The organism is Histophilus somni, assembly GCF_014202395.1.
Lineage (GTDB): Bacteria > Pseudomonadota > Gammaproteobacteria > Enterobacterales > Pasteurellaceae > Histophilus > Histophilus somni.
Genome location: NZ_JACHGQ010000001.1, coordinates 273,910 through 296,225 on the forward strand (window position 1 = coordinate 273,910; position 22,316 = coordinate 296,225).

Annotated in this window: 7 protein-coding genes; 1 reads left to right on the forward strand and 6 read right to left on the reverse strand. The window is 36.7% G+C overall.

Annotated features, from left to right (window positions below; genetic code table 11):
• Window positions 1-45 precede the first annotated feature (45 nt).
• From HNR69_RS01175 to HNR69_RS01195, 5 genes are all read right to left on the reverse strand, one after another.
• Window positions 46-1,608 (reverse strand): peptide ABC transporter substrate-binding protein, encoded by a 1,563-nt coding sequence (locus tag HNR69_RS01175; protein ID WP_075290809.1) that lies wholly within the window; start codon window positions 1,606-1,608, stop codon window positions 46-48.
• 58 nt (window positions 1,609-1,666) lie between these two features.
• Complete coding sequence (locus HNR69_RS01180; protein ID WP_075290812.1) at window positions 1,667-2,029, reverse strand: YbaN family protein; 363 nt, start codon at window positions 2,027-2,029, stop codon at window positions 1,667-1,669.
• Window positions 2,030-2,136: 107 nt separating this feature from the next.
• A complete protein-coding gene (locus HNR69_RS01185; RefSeq protein ID WP_075290810.1) occupies window positions 2,137-3,300 on the reverse strand; it encodes a XylR family transcriptional regulator in 1,164 nt (387 codons plus the stop codon).
• Window positions 3,301-3,445: 145 nt separating this feature from the next.
• Window positions 3,446-4,855, reverse strand: coding sequence for a Na+/H+ antiporter NhaC (nhaC, locus tag HNR69_RS01190; protein WP_012340423.1), 1,410 nt, complete (start codon window positions 4,853-4,855; stop codon window positions 3,446-3,448).
• The gene (locus tag HNR69_RS01195) at window positions 4,845-6,035 is read right to left on the reverse strand and encodes a MalY/PatB family protein (protein ID WP_012340422.1); all 1,191 of its coding nucleotides are present in this window, start codon (window positions 6,033-6,035) and stop codon (window positions 4,845-4,847) included. The genes nhaC and HNR69_RS01195 overlap by 11 nt, the downstream gene beginning before the upstream one ends.
• Before the next feature lie 286 nt (window positions 6,036-6,321).
• Here HNR69_RS01195 and prlC point away from each other — a divergent pair, with 286 nt between their 5' ends.
• Entirely contained in the window at window positions 6,322-8,358 is a 2,037-nt protein-coding gene (prlC, locus tag HNR69_RS01200; RefSeq protein ID WP_075290811.1) for an oligopeptidase A, read from the forward strand.
• 106 nt (window positions 8,359-8,464) lie between these two features.
• Here the strand turns inward: prlC and HNR69_RS01205 are convergent, their stop codons facing one another.
• Entirely contained in the window at window positions 8,465-22,123 is a 13,659-nt protein-coding gene (locus HNR69_RS01205; protein ID WP_136122227.1) for a YadA-like family protein, read from the reverse strand.
• Between the last annotated feature and the right edge of the window lie 193 nt (window positions 22,124-22,316).

Consider the following 22,316-nt stretch of genomic DNA (forward strand, 5'->3'; position numbering starts at 1 on the left):
ATGTTTAAAAGTTAAATAGGTTATTTATGCGGAAATAAGATATTCTTATTCGCTTGCTTTGTTCTGTCGATACAAATCTTTGCTATATATCACACCACTGTCATTGTTCTGTTCAATACCCAAAATGTTGTTTTGCCAAACGGGGATAAGAGGCTGAAAAATAGGCAATACCACTTGCTCTTGTTGCAAAATTTTTATTATTTCCATATACAAAATATTACGCTCTTTTTCTTCTAAAGACTGCAACGCTTTTTCCAGTAATTGATCTACTTGAGGATTTTGGTAGCCTGTTTTATTGTCCGGACTCTTAGAATGAAAATTAAGCAAAAAACTTGACGGTTCCTTATAATCTGCACACCAGCCTGAACGGATAATATCAAAATCACCAATTGCCCGTTGTTGCAATAATTCTTCTCTTGAAACCGGATTTGCTCTTACATGAATTAAATCTGATTGCGACCAATGTTGAATAAATTTTCTTGCAATGTTTTCTTGTATTTCCGTTTTATCGTAAGTTAACGTGAATTTTAACGGCGATTTTTCTGTAATTTGGCTTTCTGCGAATAATTTTTCCACAATAGTCGGCTCCCAAATGTCTTCTTGTCCTAATCGCAAAGAATGAGGCAAAAAAGAATGAATTGCTTGCATTTTCGCTGAAAAAAAAGTTTGTGGAATGGTTGCCATTGAAATTAATGCTCTACGAACCGCACTTTTTTTCAAATGGGGGTGAGAAAAATTAAACTCATAAAAATAAACACATAATTGGGGCAAATAAATTAAGTTTTCCTGCGATGATTTTGCATTCAGAACGAAATCTAAAGAGTTAATCGATTGATTTTGGGAAATTTCTCGATAAATAACTCGATCAAAATAAACGTTTTCCGATTCTCGATAATAAGGATTTTTTGCTAAAGCAATTTGTTTTTCTTGTCGTTCAGCAATTTGATAAGCACCATTTGTTATAAATTCATTATCTGTCGATTGATATTTAGGTAATAAAACAGCATGGGTCAACATTGCCGGTAATTGTGGTGTCGGTTTATCAAGTTGAATATGTAACAAGCGTTCATTTGATGCAAAAACCCCCAATTTATCCACAGGTAACATTTTATTTAAAACTGATTCCGCATTACTGACATTCATTAGACGAAGATAAATCTTCAATGGATTATCAGATAAAGCCAGTCTATGCCAACTATCCACAAAATCTTGTGCGATGACCTTGACGCCGTTAGACCATTTTGCATCTTTACGCAACACAAAAATCCAGTTTTTGTTGTCTTCCGTTTGCCAATATTCTGCAACCGCAGGAATAATCTTACCCTGCGTATTGTAGCTTGTTAATCCTTCGAAAATATCACGCAAAATCTCTGCCTGTCCTTCTTCTTTCAGCAACAAAGGATCTACGACCAACTCAGCATAAATACCTCGTGTTAATTGCTTTTTTTCTATTTCTTGCAACTGAACTTGCTCAGACTGTTTATGTTGAAAAACTTCAGTCTTAATATTTTCTTGTTTTTCATTACAAGCAGATAACAGAAATACACCAAAAAGTACCGCACTTTTTAGTAATAAAAAAAGATAAATACGAAAGAAATAAAAAGGCATTTTTGTTACTTATTTAAATTATTTAGGGCATTATACAAAAACACTTGGACAATACCAGTTAAGTTTTTAAATTTTTGATTTTAAATAAGAAATACCAATATTTAATGACCAAGGCGATAAGAATGATCGCTTTTCCGACCGCACTGGGTGTAAAGTAAAAAGCCATTGCCATCATAACAGTCGCAAAAATCAAGATATTGTATTTTGTTTTTTTGTACATTCCCTTCTTTTCTTTGAAAGGTAAAACATGCTTTTGGTATATTTTTGTTTGCAAAAACCAATTATGCACACGCTCCGAACTTCGACTAAAACAAAAAACAGTCAAGAGTAAAAATGGAAAACCCGGTAATCCCGGCATAATAATGCCAAGAATACCTAATGCGAGAAAAATAAAACCAAAACTTAAATAAACGATTTTCATACAGCTTACTAATAAAATAAAAACAGTTTTCAATTATTCTCATTTTTTTTAGATTTTCAACCCTGATTTTACTCAATCAGTAACTAAATCATTAGTGCTTTAGTAATTTATCGACGAAAAGCCTTTGGGGTTATCCCATAGGCTTTCTTCATTACTGCATAAAAATATTGCAAAGAAGGATAACCGCAGATTTCAGCAATTTCTGGCATAGAAATATCGGTAAAGCGAAGTAAATACACGGCTCGGTTAAGTTTTTCTTCATGGATAATTTGATGAACGGTTTTGTTTAATTCCAATTTGAAACGTTGTTCCAAGTTAGAACGGGAAATTTTTAAATGATCCAATACTTGCTCTGTTTTAATACCATGACAGGCTCGTTGGCGAATATAATGCATTGCTTGAATCACAAAAGGATCACGCAAAGAACGGTAATCCGTAGAAGCCCTTTCTTCTACTTTTAAGGGAGGAATTAAAATTGGTTGTAATCTCACTTTATGTCCACTTAACAGGCTATGCAACATTTTCGCTGCTTGATAACCAATTTGTTTGGTACCTTGAGCAACAGACGATAGAGAAATGCGAGATAAATATTGGATCAATTCTTCGTTATCAATACCAATCACACAAAGTTTCTCAGGAACGGCTATTTTCAAATATTCGCAGGCTTGTAATAAATGCCTTGCCCTTGCATCCGTGACTGCAATAATGCCGGTATGTGCCGGCAATGTTTGTAGCCATTGGCATAATTCAGATTGTGCCACTTGCCAACTGCCTGAATCAGTTTTATCACCTAAATATACAGAAAATTGATAAGCATATTTTTCCATTAGATCTACAAAAGCATTTTTCCGCTCATTTGCCCAATGCCGAGTGCCTTGAGTCGGCAAACCATAGAAGGCAAATTGACTAATTCCTTTATGTTTTAAATGGGAAAAAGCGGTTTCGACTAAAGCGTAATTATCAGTAGCGACATAAGGAAAGTGCGGATAATCAGCAAAATTCTGATAAGACCCCCCTACCGCAATAGTGGGAACATCAATATTTTTCAACAAGGAAACGGTTTCAGGATCGTCAAAGTCTGCAATAATACCATCAATAGACAGTCGTTCAATGGTTTCTTTATGGTAAACAAAATCATCCTCCACAAAAATATTCCATGTGCATTGCGATGCTTGAATATACTGTCCAATGCCAGCCACCACCTCTCGATCATACACCTTATTGGCGTTGAACAATAAAGCAATGCGGTAATATTTTTGTGTGTTATCCATGTATCTTCCTTTAATAATATCGAGCTTTAGCTTCACCATACAAATACGAAAAATTGCTTCATATAAAATTTTCTAAAACTAACCGCTCTTTTTCACTGGTTTTAATTAAAAGGACGAGTAATTCCTTAAGTATTTTCTTCCTACGTTACTCTTGTTTTAATTTAGCGATACCAATCCCACTTATACCGTAGATCATCGCAAATACAATACCGCTCCAACAAAGGATTGCCCAAGGTAAATAAGTTAATGTGGCAACACCTAAAGTACCAGCCATATAAGCCCCTGCAGCAGTCCAAGGAAGGATAGGCTCTATAATTGTAGCTGAATCCTCAACAGTACGACTTAAATTTTTAGGATGTAAACCTCTGTCAATGTAAGCATCTTTAAGCATTTCTCCTGGAATTAATATTGATATTTGCCCATTGCAAGTCACACCAATCATAGTAAGACCACAAAGAATAGTAATAAAAATTAATGAAGCCGTTGATCTCACTAATCTCAATAAGTAATTAATGATTACATCTAATGCACCACTAAGTGAAAGTATCCCTGCAAAAGATAACGCACAAAAACAAATTAATAAGGTTCCCATCATAGAATTCATCCCTCCCCGATTCAGTAAACGGGCAAGATCTGAACTAATATTTAAAGAATCAGGTAACATTGAGATATTAAATCCATTTAATGCACTATTAATAACATCATTTAATGAGAAATGTTGAATAAAAATTGCATTAAATGATGCTATAACTGCTGAAAATAACATAACTGGAATTGTTGGTTTTTTGGTGATAGATCCCCACAAAATAATTATTACAGGTATCAATAAAAATAAATTAAAATTATAAATACTTTCTAACCCTGAAATCATCAATAATACTTTATCAGGTGTTGCTACATTATCAATATTAATATTAAATCCATATACAATATAAACTAAAGCAGAAATTAGAAAAGATGGTAATGTTGTGTAAAGTAAGTGAGCAATATGTTCATATAAATCAACATTAGTTGCAGCAGAAGCTATATTTGTTGTATCAGATAATGGTGAAAGTTTATCTCCAAAATAAGCACCGGCAACAATGGCACCCGCTGTGGCAGCTAAATTGGCATCCAAACCAATTGCAACACCCATAAATGCAACACCAACTGTACCCGCTGACCCCCAGGATGTTCCTGTACAAATTGATACTATTGCTGTTAGAAATAATGCTGTAATATAAATAAATTTAGGATCAATGACCTTTAATCCATAATAAATCATCATTGGTATAGTACCGCCAATGATCCAAGTTCCAATTAATAAGCCAACAGTAATTAAAATTAATAATGCAGGCATAGTTTTAGATATTTTAAATGAAATTGAATCTAAAATATCATTATAAGAATACCCTAACTTTTTCACTAAAATACCTGCAAATACACATGAAAGAATCATTAAAGGCTCTGGTGGCAAATCAAAAAATGCATAACCGCACCCCAATAAAAATAGCATAAATAAAATTGGAGATAATGCCTCTAATAATTTCGGTTTTCTTTTCATATTATTTTCCATAATTTGATTCCTCTAATAGCAAAATTAATCCTTCTTTTATTTTTCTTAAACAAGATATTAAAACTATTCTTGGCATAGCTATATTCATTCTAAAAAAATATTCACCACCTCTTAAGAAATCAGACCCCCAAGACATTTCAATTTTAGATAAGTTAATGAGCCAATATTTTAATTTATCTTCATTTAGATTTAATTTTTTATAGTTAATCCAAACAAGATATGTCCCTTGACTATTAACAACCTCTAACTCAGGAATCTCTTTTTCAAAAAAATCTTTCACCAAAGATCTATTTTCTCTAATATATTCCAATAATTCTTTTCTCCACTCATCACAATTACTATATGTAATTATTAATGCAGATGCAGAAAAATAATTTGGATTATGAAATCCCAATGCTTCTAAGTGATGTTTAAATTTATTTCTAATGCAGGTATTTTTTATTAATAAGTTTGATATTTCTAATCCAGGAATATTAAAAGTTTTAGACGGGGATGTACATATAATAGAATTATTCTCAACATATTCACTAACAGATGAAATAAAAATATGCTTATTGTTGGAAAAATTAAAATCTGCATGTATATCATCAGATATAATAAAAACGCCATATTTTTCTGCTAACATGGCTATTTTTTCCAAATCATTTTTACTCCATACTGTTCCTGTAGGATTATGTGGAGAAATAAATATAAATACTTTTGATTTCTTAAAGCAATCTTCTAACAAATCAAAATTAATATAGTATTGATTATTTTTATATATTAAATCACATAAAATTGCATTTCTTTTATTTAAAGAAATTGCATTTACCAATGGTTTATAAGAAGGTGATAAAATAGATATATTATCATTTATACATGTAAACTCTCTGATATAAATAGAAACAGCCTGTATTATTCTTGGACAAAATACTATACTTTCTTCATCTATATAACTTCCATAATGTCTTAAAAAATATTTTTGAATTATTTTTTTATAATTATTAGGAAAAATAGTATATCCATATATCCCTTTTTTATTTAACTTTCCTAAATACTCTATTAACTCTCTAGGTGAAGGAATATCCATATCAGCTACCGACATAGGAATAATATCTTCACTATATTTTTTTGCTAATTCCCATTTAGCACTATGACAATCTCTCCGCTCAATAATACAATCCACAGATAACTCTTTCATGGAATTCCCCTGTTTTCTAACTTTAAGTAAGTTTATCTATTGAAATTAATCTTTTAAATTATTAATTTTAATATTTAATTTACTTTTTTTCTTTTTTGTGATCTAGTACACAAAATAAGATATGAAAAATAAAATGAAAACAAAATAAAAATTTTCCTATGAACTATTAATAAAATACCCCTAAATTATTCACATTTTTTAGACCTCAACCTTGATTTTCTAGAATAAATCCCAATCTACTTACCACTTTTTTATATAAAATAACTGTCTATTTTGAGGAACACTTATGTCTAATCCACTGTTAACCCATTCAGAACTTCCACAATTTTCAAAAATCAAGCCTGAACATGTTCAACCGGCGATTGAGCAATTAATCCGAGAAAATCGTGAAACAGTAGAACAACTGTTAAAACAACCGCACTTTACGTGGGAGAATTTTATTCAACCCCTAAACGATAAAGAGGAAAAACTTGGTCGTGCTTGGTCGCCTGTTTCTCATTTAAATGCGGTGAAAAACAGTCCTGAATTGCGTGCCGCTTATCAAGCTTGTTTACCGCTGATTTCAGAATATAGTACTTGGTTAGGGCAACATAAAGGGTTATATAATGCCTATGTGCAACTAAAAAATAGTCCGGAATTTACCCAATATACGGTTGCACAAAAAAAAGCGATAGAAAATGCGTTGCGTGATTTTGAATTATCGGGTATTGCCTTATCAGAAGATAAACAGCAAAGATACGGTGAAATCGTTGCTCGTTTATCTGAACTAAACGCTAAATTTAGTAATAATGTCCTTGATGCAACAATGGGATGGGATAAAGTCGTCGAAAATGAACAAGATCTAATTGGCTTGCCTGAAAGTGCATTACAAGCAGCAAAACAATCCGCACAATCTAAAGGGCTTGATGGTTATCGTTTTACCTTGGAATTCCCTAGTTATTTACCCGTCATGACCTATTGTGAAAACCGAGAACTACGAGAAGAAATGTATCGAGCTTTTGCTACTCGTGCTTCAGAACTGGGACCAAATGCAGGAAAATGGGATAATACAGATGTTATGCAAGAAATTTTGACTTTGCGTGTCGAACTTGCTCATTTGTTAGGCTTTAATACTTATACAGAGCTTTCCCTTGCGACCAAAATGGCGGACACTCCACAACAAGTTATTGATTTCTTGGAAAGTTTAGCAAAACGTTCAAAAAATCAAGGCGAGAAAGAATTGACCGAATTACAAGAATTTTGCCAAAAAAATTACAATATCACCGCACTTGAACCTTGGGATATTAGCTTTTATAGCGAAAAACAAAAACAGTATTTATACTCAATTAATGATGAGGAACTTCGCCCTTATTTTCCAGAAGATCAAGTTATTTCAGGTCTATTTGAATTAATTAAACGAATTTTCAATATTCGAGCAGTAGAGCGTTTTGACGTAGACACTTGGCACAAAGATGTACGCTTCTTTGATTTAATTGATGAAAAGAATGAAGTGAGAGGAAGTTTCTACTTAGATCTTTATGCTCGAGAAAATAAACGTGGCGGTGCTTGGATGGATGATTGTATTGGACGAAAACGTAAAGCTGACGGTTCAATTCAAAAACCTGTTGCATACCTGACTTGTAATTTTAATGCTCCGATTGGCGACAAACCTGCTTTATTCACCCATGACGAAGTCACTACCCTATTCCATGAATTTGGACATGGTATTCATCATATGCTCACAAAAATTGATGTCGCTGATGTTGCCGGAATTAATGGTGTACCTTGGGATGCAGTAGAATTGCCAAGTCAATTTTTAGAAAATTGGTGTTGGGAAGAAGAGGCGTTAGCATTCATCTCAGGACATTATGAAACCGGCAAGCCACTACCAAAAGAAAAATTAGATCAATTACTAAAAGCGAAAAACTTTCAAGCGGCAATGTTTGTTTTACGTCAATTAGAATTCGGTTTATTCGACTTCCGTTTACACCATTATTTTGAAGCTAATAAACCAAATCAAATCTTAGCGACCTTAAAACAGGTTAAATCTGACGTTGCGGTGATCAAAGGTGTGGATTGGGCAAGAACACCTCACAGCTTTAGTCATATTTTTGCAGGCGGATATTCTGCCGGATACTACAGCTATCTTTGGGCTGAAGTTTTATCTGCCGATGCTTATTCCCGTTTTGAAGAAGAAGGAATTTTTAATGCGGAAACAGGTCGTTCATTTTTAGATGAAATTTTAACTCGTGGAGGATCGGAAGAACCTATGATTCTATTTAAACGCTTTAGAGGTCGTGAGCCTCAATTAGATGCACTACTACGACATAAAGGTATTGCTTAAATTAATTTAGTATTTACGAAAAGTGCGGTTAGATTGACAAAAAATATCGACACTAATAGAAAAAAGGGCGTATAAACGCCCTTTTTTGATGGATAGCAATCAAGAATTACCAGCTATAACCGATACCTGCACCCACAGAGGTTTTCTTATCGCCATGTCCTAAGCTGAATTTGACGCTAAGTTTGCCGTTATCGGACACTCTGGAATAACCTACCGCAAAGGCTTGCGTACCCATATAGTTACCGGTCGCCAAACTTAACGTACTTTTACCCGGTAATATATTGACCGGCAAGTTCGCTTGTGCAACAGCTTGAGCAACCCCTGCTCGCATATCTTTGTTTAAGATATTGACTTGGTTTTGCAAGTTATTAATACGCAAGCTATTGTTTTGAACATGCACATTAGTTTGATGTAACTGAGCCCCATTTACCGCTTGACGACTATTTTCAGAAAGTTCTCCCGCTGCAACATTATTTAACACAACAGGGGCTTTTGTATCTCCTCCATTTCTATCAGCATTCACTAACGACAGAGCTGGATTTGCCACCGCATTGGCTTTTTCCTTGGCTTTACCATTTTCAACATCTGAAACGAGGTAATATTTACCTTCTACTTTAACTAAGCGATTACCTTTGTTATCAGTATAAACCATCGGACCAATTACACCGTCCTCAACATCATCTCGGTTTTTCTTCACCGCACTTTCCGTTGCTGCACGAGTTGTATCGGTACCATAATCGCTATCTGTTGGATGACGAACTGCCAAGCCTGTTATCTTGCCACCTTTTTCACCCGCCTCAATAACAAGCTCTTTGTCTGTATGAGATAATACCAATTTACCTGCTTCCAAATGGCTTTCTTTACCATCAGAACCCGTCAAACTTATCTCGCTCGTGCTAATTTCAGCACTGTTATTACCATCAGTAACGACCATACCGCCAGCATCCATGACTGTGTTATTACCATCATCGTCTTCCATACTAATCGCATTTGGATTTAAATCTAAAGACATACCAGGTGCTGTTTCATCTTTAATAGAAATAGCTTTAAACTCAGGTTTATCTGCAATATTGATCACAACAGAATTTTGATTGGCAATAGTAACCACATTCTTAGTGCTAAATCCATCAGCAATTGCTTTCTTAGCTACCGCCAATTTAGCTTCATATTCTGCTTTTTTATCATCATCAACTTTTCCATTCGAAATATTCATTTCTTTTAGAATTTCTGCTTTCAGATCTCTACCTACAATAGATATTTTTTCGCCTAAATTTCTATGAATATCTTTTCCTGTACTGACACTGAAATTCAAACCTGCTTTCGCCAAAGCGGCTATATCAGAACCTGTCGCAACATTATCTTTCTTAGTTGATAACGTTCCGTTTTCTTTAATAAGTTCTTCAATTGCTTTTGCTGCTTCATCTTGGTCTGTTGAAGCCTCTGCACCTAAAATACTTTTTACATTTCCAATTGCTATCGGAGATTTATCATCTCCTCCTTTTGGCATTAAGTTTACGATAACTTCATCATTTTTTAATGCTTTTAATTCAGTCATGCTAGAATTTTTCGGATCTCTTGGTTTATATGAAGCAGTTTTCTCATCGTAATAATACTTATTCAGATCAGCCTCTTTATACAGTTTACCGTCCAACCCTCTCACAACTTTAGCGTTATCCTTTATCGTAGCATATTCAAAAGGTTGACCAGCTGTCACTTCTTTTATTTTGCTATCAACATAGTTTTTATTCGCTGCAATGCTTCCATCCGTTTCATTTGGCTTAATGTCCGCAAGACCTTTGATCGTACCGAAACCGATTTTCTTACCACTCTCGTCTTTTGTAGAGAAAGTAATAGATGGTCCGTTATCAACAGCAGGCAAGCTTGGATCAGCTGGAGTCGCTGAACTAGTTGAATCAGCTGGTGCTGAACCAGCATTAATCACAATTGATGGTGTGCTAGCAGATGGATTATTCATTCCACTCGCCCCTTTCGGTGTGAGGGAAATACCATCGTCATTAATAGTGACTTGAGAACCTTGCTTGCCCACTTGGAAAGTCGCCCCCTTAGTCGGATCTAACGTAAGTTTCGTCACTTCTCCAGTTGCACCATTTGCACTACTTCCGCCCGCACTTGAACCTGCACCGCTTCCATCCGCACTTCCATCCTTAGGTTTGGAAGAAATCGAGGTGATATCAGTTAAATCATTTTTTGTACCAATGGTTACTACAGCTGTTGTTGGGGTAGTAGTGGTTGTTGGTGTACTTGTTGGCATTGTGCTTGAGGTAGCACCTGTCGTAGCCATGCCAGCACCAGTTGAAGCGGTTGTACTTGGCGAAGCCATCCCGTTTGAACCGCCACCATTTGAACCTGCACCATTTGAGCTACCTCCTCTATTTGCACCACCGCCGTTTGTACTTGTACCACCTGACGGACTGCTTGCCACTGCCACTGCTGGTGCTGGTGCTGGTGCTGGTGCTGGTGCTGGGGTAGAAGTTACCGCACTTGTGCTACTTGCAGACGTTGCCCCATTTTCCGGTTTTTCACCCTCTTTAGCTAACGTTAATTGAATATTCAAGCCAGCATTAAACTTCAACGTATCATTACGACCAATTTGATAAGTTGTACCATCACCATTCGCCACATTGAATTTAAAGCTATCTAACGCTTGTTCAAGGTAGGACTTGGTGATTAAGTCGTTACCACCAATGCTATTACCACCATACATTTGCGGTGTAGAAAGTGTCACTTTGCTAAATATCGGTGCGTCTTTAAACCCGATTTCGATCTTAGCGTTTCCACTCTCGTTGGTATATCGAGTGATTAGGTTATCTCCTTTATAGTCCCCAATATTTATTGTAGGTGTACTCGGTTGTGAAGATGTTATTACTCCATTTGTTGATGTACCGGATAATTTAACAATAGATATGGTTGAGCCTAGTTTTATGCTGGTATCATTGCTATTATTTGACGGAATATCAGCTTTATACTTATATCCTTTTTCAACTATTTCCTTAGAAATTTTCGCTAAATCTCCAACATTGACGGCATGAGTTTTAATCGATGATTTATCAAAATTTTCTCCTATTAAATCGTCTAAACCTTTTCTTTCTTGATCTTTTCCGTTGTGTTTTTCTAATAGTCCACTTTTTAGTCCAATCAATTGTTTTTCATTTAAATGTACTCCTTTGTAAGAAAGAACCATTTTTGTTCCATTTCCTGTAAGAAGTAAATTTTTAATTGTTTTGCTAGATCCATTTTTATCATTTGCATTAAATTCTATTGAACTACCTTTATTTTCTATTGTTTTAATATTTGATAATTTCTCATTAAGAGATATTTCTAATTTTTTATCTTTACCACTACTTGATTTAACGGCAATATTTCCATTTGTTCCTTTAAATTTAGCAGTTTGAGCTTTATTTAAACCCTTACCAACTATTTCTAAAGTTTGTGATAATTTTTTGTGTATCTCTTGATTATCATTACCTTTGAAATTTAATCCAAGTCCATCAACATATTGTTTATTCACCGCATCGTGTTGATTTTTTGGATTGGCGACATAAACAATTCTTCTTTGTTGCGTATCACTACCCACAGACACCGCATCTTTCTCACCTTTTGAGTTATTACCTAAGATAACAGCATTTTTTACTTTGTCGTCTGTCGTGATATTTGAACCCAAGACATAAGTGTGTTCGCCAGCTAGCGTATTATAAGCACCCACAGCATAGGAATGCTCTCCGCTAACCGTGTTTCTTTTTCCTAATACCCCTGAATATTTACCGCTCACGGTATTTGTTGAACCGATTGCCACAGACTCTTCGCCGTCCATTTTGCTATCGCTACCTAACACCAATGACTTGCGATTTGTAGCACTTGTGTTATAGCCAATTGCAATGGAGTCGGCATTTTGTGTAACGGCTTTCAGACCTATACTGATTGAATTATCCCCATCAGCTTTAGTTTCCGGTGAATCAGAGATTTTTACAGAGTTAGTTCCTTTACCTTTTAAATAACCGATTAAGGCTTTAGCTTGTACTAATTCAGTGTCGCTCTTGTCAGTGCTATCTAACTTGATTTCAGCAATACCGACATTGCTACCGAATGTTTTTCTGCCTTGTTTCTTCTTCTCTTCATCTTCACCAATATTCGACCCATCGACTTTGAGATAGCCTTTATCTAAATCAGCTGTTGTCGTATATTTTTTCAACTCTGTTGCTACCGCTTTAGAAGTCACGACTTTTTCATCGTCTTCTTTAACTTCTGTTGCTTTATTTAATTTAAGCGTGAGTGTGCCGGCCTCTTTAGCATCACCATTGGTAGATGGTGTTAAGGATACAGTGATGTCTTTTTCAACAGTCGCACCGGTCGTACCATTGCCCACTGTCGAGCTATCAATGGTTAACGTACCGCCCAATTGTAATGTGGTTGAAGTTGGCATGCCATCATTGCCTTTAAAGGTCAAGCCACCATTCACGGCGGTGATTAATTGGTCAATCGCCCCCTTAAAGGTTGTAGGACCTGTAGCCGTAGTCGTGCCACTATTCGCTTCTTTAGTACCGCCTTTGATAACATCAAAATTTGGCTGCTCAAATGCAATTTTCTTACCATTGTCATCTTTAACACTAACCCCTAAATGAGTAGCTAAATCGGCAAGTTGTCCGCCTGTAATAGCTTCTGATGAACTACTTTCTATCTTACCAACCGCCACATTTGAGATTTTCACGGCATTTCCGCTATCGGATTTAGTAAAGGTCAACGTACTTCCGCCAACTTTTAACTCTGCCTTGTTGCCAGCACCATTTTTAAACACTAAAGCGTTATCCCCATCTTTACCGATGGTAGATAAGCCAGTGGCTTGTACTCCGCTATTCGTTGTGTCTTTTTTCAAAGTAACGATTGAACCGTTTTCAGGGCTTAACTCGATTTTGTTAGATGTTCCATTGCTAACTTTAATGCTTCCTTTATCTTTACCCGCACTTAAGGTCGCACCGGTATTATCCAATGCCAGACTTGAACCGTCTTTCGCATTTTTTAAAGTCGCCTTGGCATCTTCTAGTTTTAATGCGGCTTTATTCTCTCCTTTGGTAATTTCAGAAACACCGCTAAATGTGCTTCCTTTTAAGGTTACGCTTTCTGGCTTCTCACCTGATGAGAACGTAATAGTTTTCTCGTCCTTATCCAAAGCGATTTTTGCTTTCTCACCATTAGCGATGGATTGAATACCTTTTAAATCCTTATTCAAAGCGATTTCCAGCGTTCCGGCTTTTGCAGTGGTGAAAATATTTTGATGGTTATCCGCACCATTTTGCACCGCACTTGAGGCTGACGTTGGGCTTGAGGCATCACCTTTCGCACCTTTAATGCTTACCGTTGCACCAAGTTGGCGAGTAAATTCATTGCCTTGATCCCCAGCAAACTTCAAGCCTTTATTAATGGTTTTAATACTTTCCTCAATCGCACCTTTAAACGTGGTCTGAGCCTTAACCGCTGTATCTTGTCCAGTTTCATCTTTCAATTTGGTAAATGCGGTTTGTTTAAAGCCATCTCCGCTATCCGCTTTTTCCGCACCGAGTACACTTACACCTAAATTAGCAAACACATCAATTACACTCTTAAGTTGCCCACCATTAATCGCATCGGTTGACCCTGTATCGACTTTACCATCTGCGACGTTAGTTATTATTCTCTCGTTTCCTGATGATCCAACGCTAAATACTGATTTTGTTGTATCTCCTTCAGTAGTTCTCCAAGTAATTTTTATATCATTTGTTCCTGAATTAGAAATTAACCCAGCTGGTGAAGGTTGTTTAGTTTTAGCAACAGAATTTTTCCCCAAAGCAATCGAATCGCCAGCCGCACTTTCAACTTTCGCACTATCCCCAATCGCCACAGCACCTGTTGCGTTTGCTTCAACATTCGCACTCGTACCAATAACAACCGCACTTTCCGCTTGAGAAATTGCCTGTTTGCCGATAATGACGGAGTTTTTGGCGTTTGTTATTTGTGGTGAACTGTCGCCTCTATTTCCTATTACGATTAAATCATCGTTGCCACTTCCTACATTAATATTACTTCCTATTGCAACAACATTATTACCGGAACCATTTATTGTTATTTTGTTTCCTAATGCTACTGCCCATTTAGCATTTTCTATTTTTGTGTCAGATACACCGATGGCTATTGAAGCATCGCTATTTTCTAATACTTTTGTCTCATACCCCAACGCCAAAGATTGAATTGATTTAGCTTGAGTATTTGCACCGATTGCCATTGACCATTTGGCATTTTCTACCAATGAGTTATAACCAATAGCGATGGCATCGTGTGAACCTTCATCTTTTACGCTTGCCTTAGAACCTATGGCGATAGAATTTTGGGCTTTTGCACCGTCGTTGTTGTAATTCTCACCGTTTTGAGTTCCATTTGGTCCTTTTACCGATAAATAATGCAATTTTGAGGCGGTTAATTGTTTGACAGTTACCGCATCGTTCTCAGCACTTCCATCTGCAATACCCGAAATTTTAACCTTGTTATCATCTGATTTGGTGAATGTTAAAGAAGCTCCACCGACTTTTAAGCTGGCAGTTGGTGAAGTGCCACCGGTTCCACTTGTGCCATTTTCAAACGTTAAAACATTATTATCATCTTTCCCGATAGATGTAATGTCTTTTAAATTTTGATTAAGGGCGATTTCCAGTATTCCACCGTTTTTGGCGGTAGTGGTAATGTTTTGATGTTTGGCTGTACCCGCACCTTGAGCAGGTGTTTGTGCGGTGGTTTCCGCTCCCTTAATCGTCAAGGTTGAACCGAGGTAGAGTTGTTGCTCACTATTGCTACCATCGCCTTTAAATTTCAAGCCCTCGTTGATTTTGGCAGTATTGGCATTGATTGCGTCTTTAAATGTATCTTTAGTTGCTTCATTTGCTCCGCTTGTATTTTTCAATGCGGTAAATGTAGTTTTCTTAAAGCCGTCTTTGTCAGCTTCGGCTTTTTCAGCACCCAATACATTTATCCCTAAATTAGCAAAGACATCGATTACGCTTTTTAGTTGTCCGCCGTTGACGGCATCAGTGGAACCATCTCGGACTTCACCAGCGGCAACATGCGTAATAATGCGTTCAGCGTTTGTATCACCAACACTAATGACTTCTTTCATATCAGCAGGATTTGTAGTTTTAGAAGCCCCTGCTGTTGCTGTTGCTGTTGCCCAGCTAAATTTGACTTCATCTTTTCCTGCATTCGGTATAATTCCACTAGGTGCGGTCTTTTTCTGCACAATTACTGAATCCTTACCCAACGCAAAGGAATTGTCGCCGTTGGTAGACCCATTGCCGACATTGATTATCGCTAATTTATTGGTTACTTTATCCGTCAAAGAAAATGTAATTTCTTTACTATTGCCAGTACCATTTTTCGCTTCGCTGGTTAAATACGTTCCCTCGCCCTTAATCGTGATTTTATCGCCGAGTGCAGCTTTAGCCTCACCTGTATTCCCTGCAAAGGTCAAGCCTTTAGTCACAATCGCTTTAGCGACTTCGGACAGGTCTTTCACATTCACGGCGTTGTTGGCAATACTTGTACTATTGCTACCACCAGTCGTGCCGTCAGGATTTCCTTCGAGGATTTTTTTAATAATGTCAGCATTTCCGTTTCCACCAGCTCCGCTTCCAGTACTAGTACCATTTAATCCTAAACCGCTTTCAAGTTTAGTGATTTTTTTATTACCTAAATCTAATCCATTGTCACCAAAGGTAAATGTTCCACCGCCAGCGGTGATTTTGACATTTGGCGTTGTGGTTGTGCCACCTGTGCCGGTGCTATTAAATTCAATTTTTGCAACCGCACTTCCATTGCTGTCATTTTTACCACTAATAGAAGTAATACCTTTTAAAGCATCAGATAACCCTATTTCTAAAGTATCTTCACTACCTGATTTTTTCTTAACCGTAATGTTATCAGGTGCGGTGGTAATTTGAGTTGTTAAAGTTGCTGTTTCTCCAACTATTTTTAAAGTACCGCCTAGTTTTGTTGTTATTGTGCTTGAAGTGTCATTTCCTTGGAATTTAAGTCCTTTATCAACCAAGCCTTGAGCAATATCAAGTAAATCTTCTACATTTACTGCTCTGCTTAATTTGTCTTGATTATTTGATGTTCCACTTGGTTGTGGTTTTAGTTTTAATAATTCATCTAATTTTTGAGTACTATTATTGCCACTAATACCGGTAGAAGAACCAATATCAGTTAATCCGCTTGATAATCCTGAAATCTGGACTTTTTGATTTCCATTACTTCCGGTTGGTGTAAATGTTAAATCAGCATTACCCACTTTTAAAACAGCGGTATTGCTATTACTACTTCCATTTTTAAAGATTAAAGCGTTTTGGTCATTTAACCCAACATGAGATAAACCGGTAGCTTTAACATGAGCACCTCCATTCGTCGTATCTTTTGCTAGTGTTAATGTCGCTCCGTTTTCAGGACTTAACTCAATTTTCTTATCACTATTACTTGTAATTTTAATACTTCCGGCATTATCTCCAGCTGTGATTGTTGCTTCAGTATCTTTTAGTTCAAGTTTTGATTTGCCATATTCTAATTCTACAGTTGCTTTATCAACACCAAGTTTTAATGTAGATTTATTATCTTTACTGCTAATTTCAGACACGCCACTGAATTTATCGCCAGTTAGTGTTACAGAGTTACTGCTATCTCCAGCTGTGAAAACGATAGATTTTGTACCGTTACTATTGAAAGTAATTTTAGAATTTTCATCTTTTCCAACTGATTCGATACCTTTTAAATTTTTAGACAATTTAATCTCTAAGGTATCAGCTTCATTAGTCGTGCCATTTTTCTTAGCGACGGTAATGTTACCAGCTGCAGTTTCTGTTGTTTGTGTGCTACCTGTTGACGATGTTTCTCCAACTATTTTTAAGGTTTCCCCCAGTTTTCTGGTAACTTTGTCATCATCACCATTTCCTTGGAAAGTCAGCCCTTTATTTTTTAATTCATTAGCGACATGAAGTAAATCTTTAACATTGACTGCTTTGTTTAATTTGCCATCATTTGAAGATCCGCTTGGTTGCCCATTTGTCCCGATAAGTTTTAATAATTCGTCTAAGTTTTGTCTAGTAGATCCACTGCTGGTATCTAATCCACTTGCTAGATTTGTTATTGGTTTATTGGCTAAATCTAATTCGCTGTCAGTGAATTTATAGGTTGTACTCCCTGCTTTAAAGTCTATTTCATTTGAACCATTATTTTTGAAAGTGATTTTAGCCTGATCATCTTTTCCAATTTCAGACACACCACTGAATTTATCTCCGGTTAGTGTTACTTTATTGTTTGTATCGCCAGCTGTGAAAACGATAGATTTTCCACCATTATTTTTTAGCTCAATTTTTGTATCATTATTAGCAATTGAAGTGATACCTGTTAAAGTATCTTTTAAGTTGATACTGACTTTTTTATGGTCCTTATCAACTGTAGTTTCAATATTTTTACTATCTCCTGCAATTATTAATTCATTATGATCTTTATCTAATGTATATCCTTCTCCAGCCTTAGAATTATCCCCCTTAACCGTGAAATTAGCGGCGACTTTTTCTAATCTTTTGTCTAAATATGCCTTATTTACAGCATGTTTATCATAAGCACTTTTTTTAGCACTATCTAAATTATCAGGAATTTCTTCTGTAATTAATACATTTTTAAAAGAAGGTTTATCTTTTATTCCTATTAATATGTTTTTATTACCTTTTTCATAATGAGTTTTAATGTTATCACTTTTAAATTCTTCTCTATTTATATTTCCCGCCTTGATTGTTAATTTATCGCCTAGATAATGCGTTCCATATTCATCAGGTTGATCGCCAACGCCAAAAATAAAGCCTTGATTAATCGCTGTTGTATTTTGACCAATTGCGTCTTTAAAGGTCATTTCTGTTGGTGTTGAAGCAGTTGTTTTCCCATTATATTTAGCTACTTCAAAATTCGATTTTTTAAATCCTGCTGTATCGCCGTCGGCTTTTTCCGCACCCAATACATTCACCGCTAATTTAGAAAATTCATCGGCGACAGCGTAAAGTTGGCTTCCGTTGATAGCGTCGGTTGAATTTTTATCTACCGCACCTGCAGCGACGTGTTTGATTTGTCTTTCCTTGTCTTTATTGCCTAGGCTGACAACGGATTTACTGGCTCCAACGCCAGCAGTCCATTTAAATTTCACACTGTTGCTTGAGCTAGCCTCGCTAGGTGCGGTTTCTTTTTCAGTCGCTTCTGACCCTTGCCCCAACGCAATGGAGTTGCCGGCGTCGGTTTTTACTGTTGCACCTTGTCCAATCGCTACTGCACCGACGGCGTTTGCCTCTGCTTTAGCACTATGACCGATAATCACCGCACTTTTTGCACCCGTTTCAGCTTTTGATTTTGCCCCAATAAGCACACTTTCTTTTGCAGTTTCAGCTGTCGCTCCATTACCAATCAGAATTAAATCATTATTAGCAATTCTTGTTTTATTTTTTGGATTTTCCTCATTTGTTTCATCTTTGACTTCAATATTATTCCCCAGTGCAACAATATCCGTACCATTTTTAATTTTATTTTTATTCCCGATAGACGCTGTCCAAGCTGCATTCTCTATTACAGTACCATCTTTTTTGTCACCTCTTTCCACATAAACCGCACCTATAGCAATAGAACTTTTTGATTCTACTAATTTTGTTCCACTACCGATCACAACAACCGCACCATTTGTCTCTTTAAAGCTTTGCGTAACTGTATTATTAGACCCCATAACAAAAGAATTCGGTACGTCAATACTTACATCTCTACCTATAGCAACCGCATTTTCTGCTTCAGATTTAGCGTTATATCCTATCGCTATACCTGCTGTTGCTGTCGGTTTTGTTTTTTTAGGAGGCACTACAGTAGTAGGATCTACTACTTGAGCATTCACCCCAATAGCAACAGAATAATTTGCTTTTGCTCCATCGTTATTATAGTTGACTGCGGCTTTATCATTCCCTTGTACTGATAAGAAATGTAAATTCGTCGAAACGTTTTGAAGTTTGTTATCCACGTATGCCTTATTGACAGCGTGCTGATCATCTGTAGGGTTGCCGGTAAGTTTTACAGTCTTAAATTCCGGATCGTCTTTCAAGCCGATGGTGAATGTCGCCGTTGCATTACTATCTTCTTTGGTAAATTGCGTTTTTAAGTTTTTACCTAGATGCGTTTTTGTTTTTGAATTACCTGATTGTGGAATATCCCCAGCCACGATTTTTATTGTTGAACCAAGGTAGAAAGGCGTATTATCTTTTGTTTCATCACTAAATTTATACCCAGAGTTAATCGCACTAATAGTATCCTCTATCGCTTCTCTGAATGTTACGTTGACGCCTTTATCACTACCAATATACTCTACAGCGGCAAAATTTTTTTTATTTGAATCGTTTGATAATACAAATTTTGTTTTATCATCTGTTTTTGGTTGTATTCCTAATATACTTCCTAGGTTATTAAGTTGTGCCCCAGTAATCGCTTGATCGGATTTGTTGGAAATCTCTCCATCTAAAATATTAGCAAATTTGATTCTTTCGCCCATATTTCCGAGCGAGTATTCTTTACCATTGATCATTTTACTTTCCGTTTTTTCATTCGCCCCTTTTGGACCAACGAAAACATTTTTTGCGTCAACCGCACCTAAGTCCTTGTAAGGCGTGCCGTCTTTGGTGTTGACTTTATAGAACTTACCATCATCACCTTTGGTCAGCTTAATGATCTTGTTTCCCTCTTTGGTATAGTAAGTTACCACGCCCTCTTTTTTTACATAGGCTAAGGCTCTTAATTGTCCAATCGTCGCCACGTCAGAATCCAACGCACCCGGTGCTACCCCGACAATCCGTCTTAAGCCCAGTTCTCTCTTACTGTTATTCCAACCTACCGACACAATACCCGCCGTTTTATTGGTTCTTAACGTATAAGATGAACCCTCCGGAATATAAGGGTCTAAATCAATTGCCTCGTCTCCGTTGAGCGTGGCTGTGTTTTTGTTACCATTTCGATAGAAATATTTCGTCGTGGATTTATAGCCCAACGCAACGGAGTTATCCATGGTCGCTTCGGTTTCATTACCGATGGCTATCGTGTTTTGACCGTTTCTTTTTATAGAGTTAGTTTCATTTTTTACCGCACTATTGACCCCAATAGCGATACTGTTTTGCCCCTCTGCACGAGACAGCGATCCTAACGCCATTGATTGTTCTCCTATAGCCTTGGATCCATAACCTAGTGCGGCTGTTTTTTCCTTAGCACCATACGCATAAGGACCGATGGCAATTGAACGGTTACCCTTAGAATACGCTTGTCTTCCTAATGCAATTGAGTTCTCGCCTAAAGCATATACATAATAACCAATCGCAACTGCTCCGCTATTTTTACTTTCTGCCTTTTCTTCTCCTGTTCCTTGTTGTCTAACTGCTTTAGGTTTAAAATACTCATCTAATGTTCTACTTATTCCTCCATTGCTGGGATTATCTAATTTACCAAGTGCATTAACTGTACTATCACCTTCATACCAGTAATCACCAAATCTTTCTACCGTTTCTGTAAAATGATCTGATGGTGCAACATTAGCTAATGCTCTTTTACCGATGGCGACTGCTCCGCTACCTCCCGCATAAGATTGATAGCCATACACCATCGAGCCATCGTTAATCGCTTGCACTTCATTACCGACACCAATTGAATTATTAGCATACACATAGGTTTCATTACCAACAGCTACTGCTGAGTTTCCTTTTGCATAGGTTCCAATACCAAAGGCGGTTGAATAGTTCCCTTGTGCTACAGAGGCTGTACCTATCGCCACTGCGGATTGCCCATAAGCAACGTTGCGGCTACCTATTGCAATAGATGAGTCGCCATATGCCCAGTTATGGGTTTTGTAAAAATATTTTTCGGCACCAGCTTCATTAGTACTTAGGTAGCGTCGATAGTCTTCTTCAGTCACATCTAAATTGCCACTATCTATTGCCGAATATTCATTTGTATAATTGAAATTTTTTCCTGCTTTTCTAAATAGTCCCCACACCTCATATGCTAACCCTTTTTTTGTATATTTAGTTACACCTTTTCCAATATTATCCGACCCGATAGATATTGCTGATTCTCCCCATGCCACCGCATCATTCCCCAATGCGGTAGATTCATTTCCCTGTGCAAATGAACGATAACCAACAGCTGTTCCTTGGTGTGGTTCCCCTATTGAAACAGTAGAATTATTTTTCCCAACAATAGTTCCATATCCTATAGAGGTAGCTCCACCACCTCCCCCTACAGCTCGAGAACCAATAACAACTGTTTTATAAAAATCTTTATTTCTCAACTGCGTGACAGCCCCTGTTCTATTCATTCCACTCGATAGTATAGTTGCTTCTCTATTTTTAGGATCATCCATATCCCTTCTATCGTTCCAAATTCCAGTTCCTTCATTTAAATCTACAACCTCTTTTCTACTATTTTCAAACTCAATCCATACATTAGCCGTATACCCCACATTCGGCAACGCCACCGACAACGCTAACGCCAGCGGTGCAAGTTTAAACACCCCTAAAAAATTATCCAAAAACACACCGCACTTCGGCTGACGCCCCGACGCTCCCTCAACACGGCTCGCCACTTGGCGGTTATTCGCTAATTCAGACACAACTTTCGTTTGACCTGTTGTTACATCGTATTTGGTTTTGAAGATTTTGTTCATAATTTGTTCTCTTTAATCTTTTAAAATGGGTTTTTTATTGATTTATTTTGTTGATTTTTTAAACTTTTTTACGGTTGTTTATTGATTTAAACGCTTTACTTTTTAGATAGATTGATAAATAAATCGGCGATGCCTTGCTTTTTAAGACACAACAAAAAAAGGCGAATAATACTTTCGCCGAAAGGTTGAGGTT

What these genes read in the sequence shown, in the direction of transcription:
- prlC (WP_075290811.1), top strand. Translation starts at nt 6,322, where the DNA reads ATGTCTAATCCACTGTTAACCCATTCAGAACTTCCACAATTTTCAAAA.
- HNR69_RS01180 (WP_075290812.1), bottom strand. Translation starts at nt 2,029, where the DNA reads ATGAAAATCGTTTATTTAAGTTTTGGTTTTATTTTTCTCGCATTAGGT.
- HNR69_RS01195 (WP_012340422.1), bottom strand. Translation starts at nt 6,035, where the DNA reads ATGAAAGAGTTATCTGTGGATTGTATTATTGAGCGGAGAGATTGTCAT.
- HNR69_RS01185 (WP_075290810.1), bottom strand. Translation starts at nt 3,300, where the DNA reads ATGGATAACACACAAAAATATTACCGCATTGCTTTATTGTTCAACGCC.
- HNR69_RS01175 (WP_075290809.1), bottom strand. Translation starts at nt 1,608, where the DNA reads ATGCCTTTTTATTTCTTTCGTATTTATCTTTTTTTATTACTAAAAAGT.
- nhaC (WP_012340423.1), bottom strand. Translation starts at nt 4,855, where the DNA reads ATGGAAAATAATATGAAAAGAAAACCGAAATTATTAGAGGCATTATCT.
- HNR69_RS01205 (WP_136122227.1), bottom strand. Translation starts at nt 22,123, where the DNA reads ATGAACAAAATCTTCAAAACCAAATACGATGTAACAACAGGTCAAACG.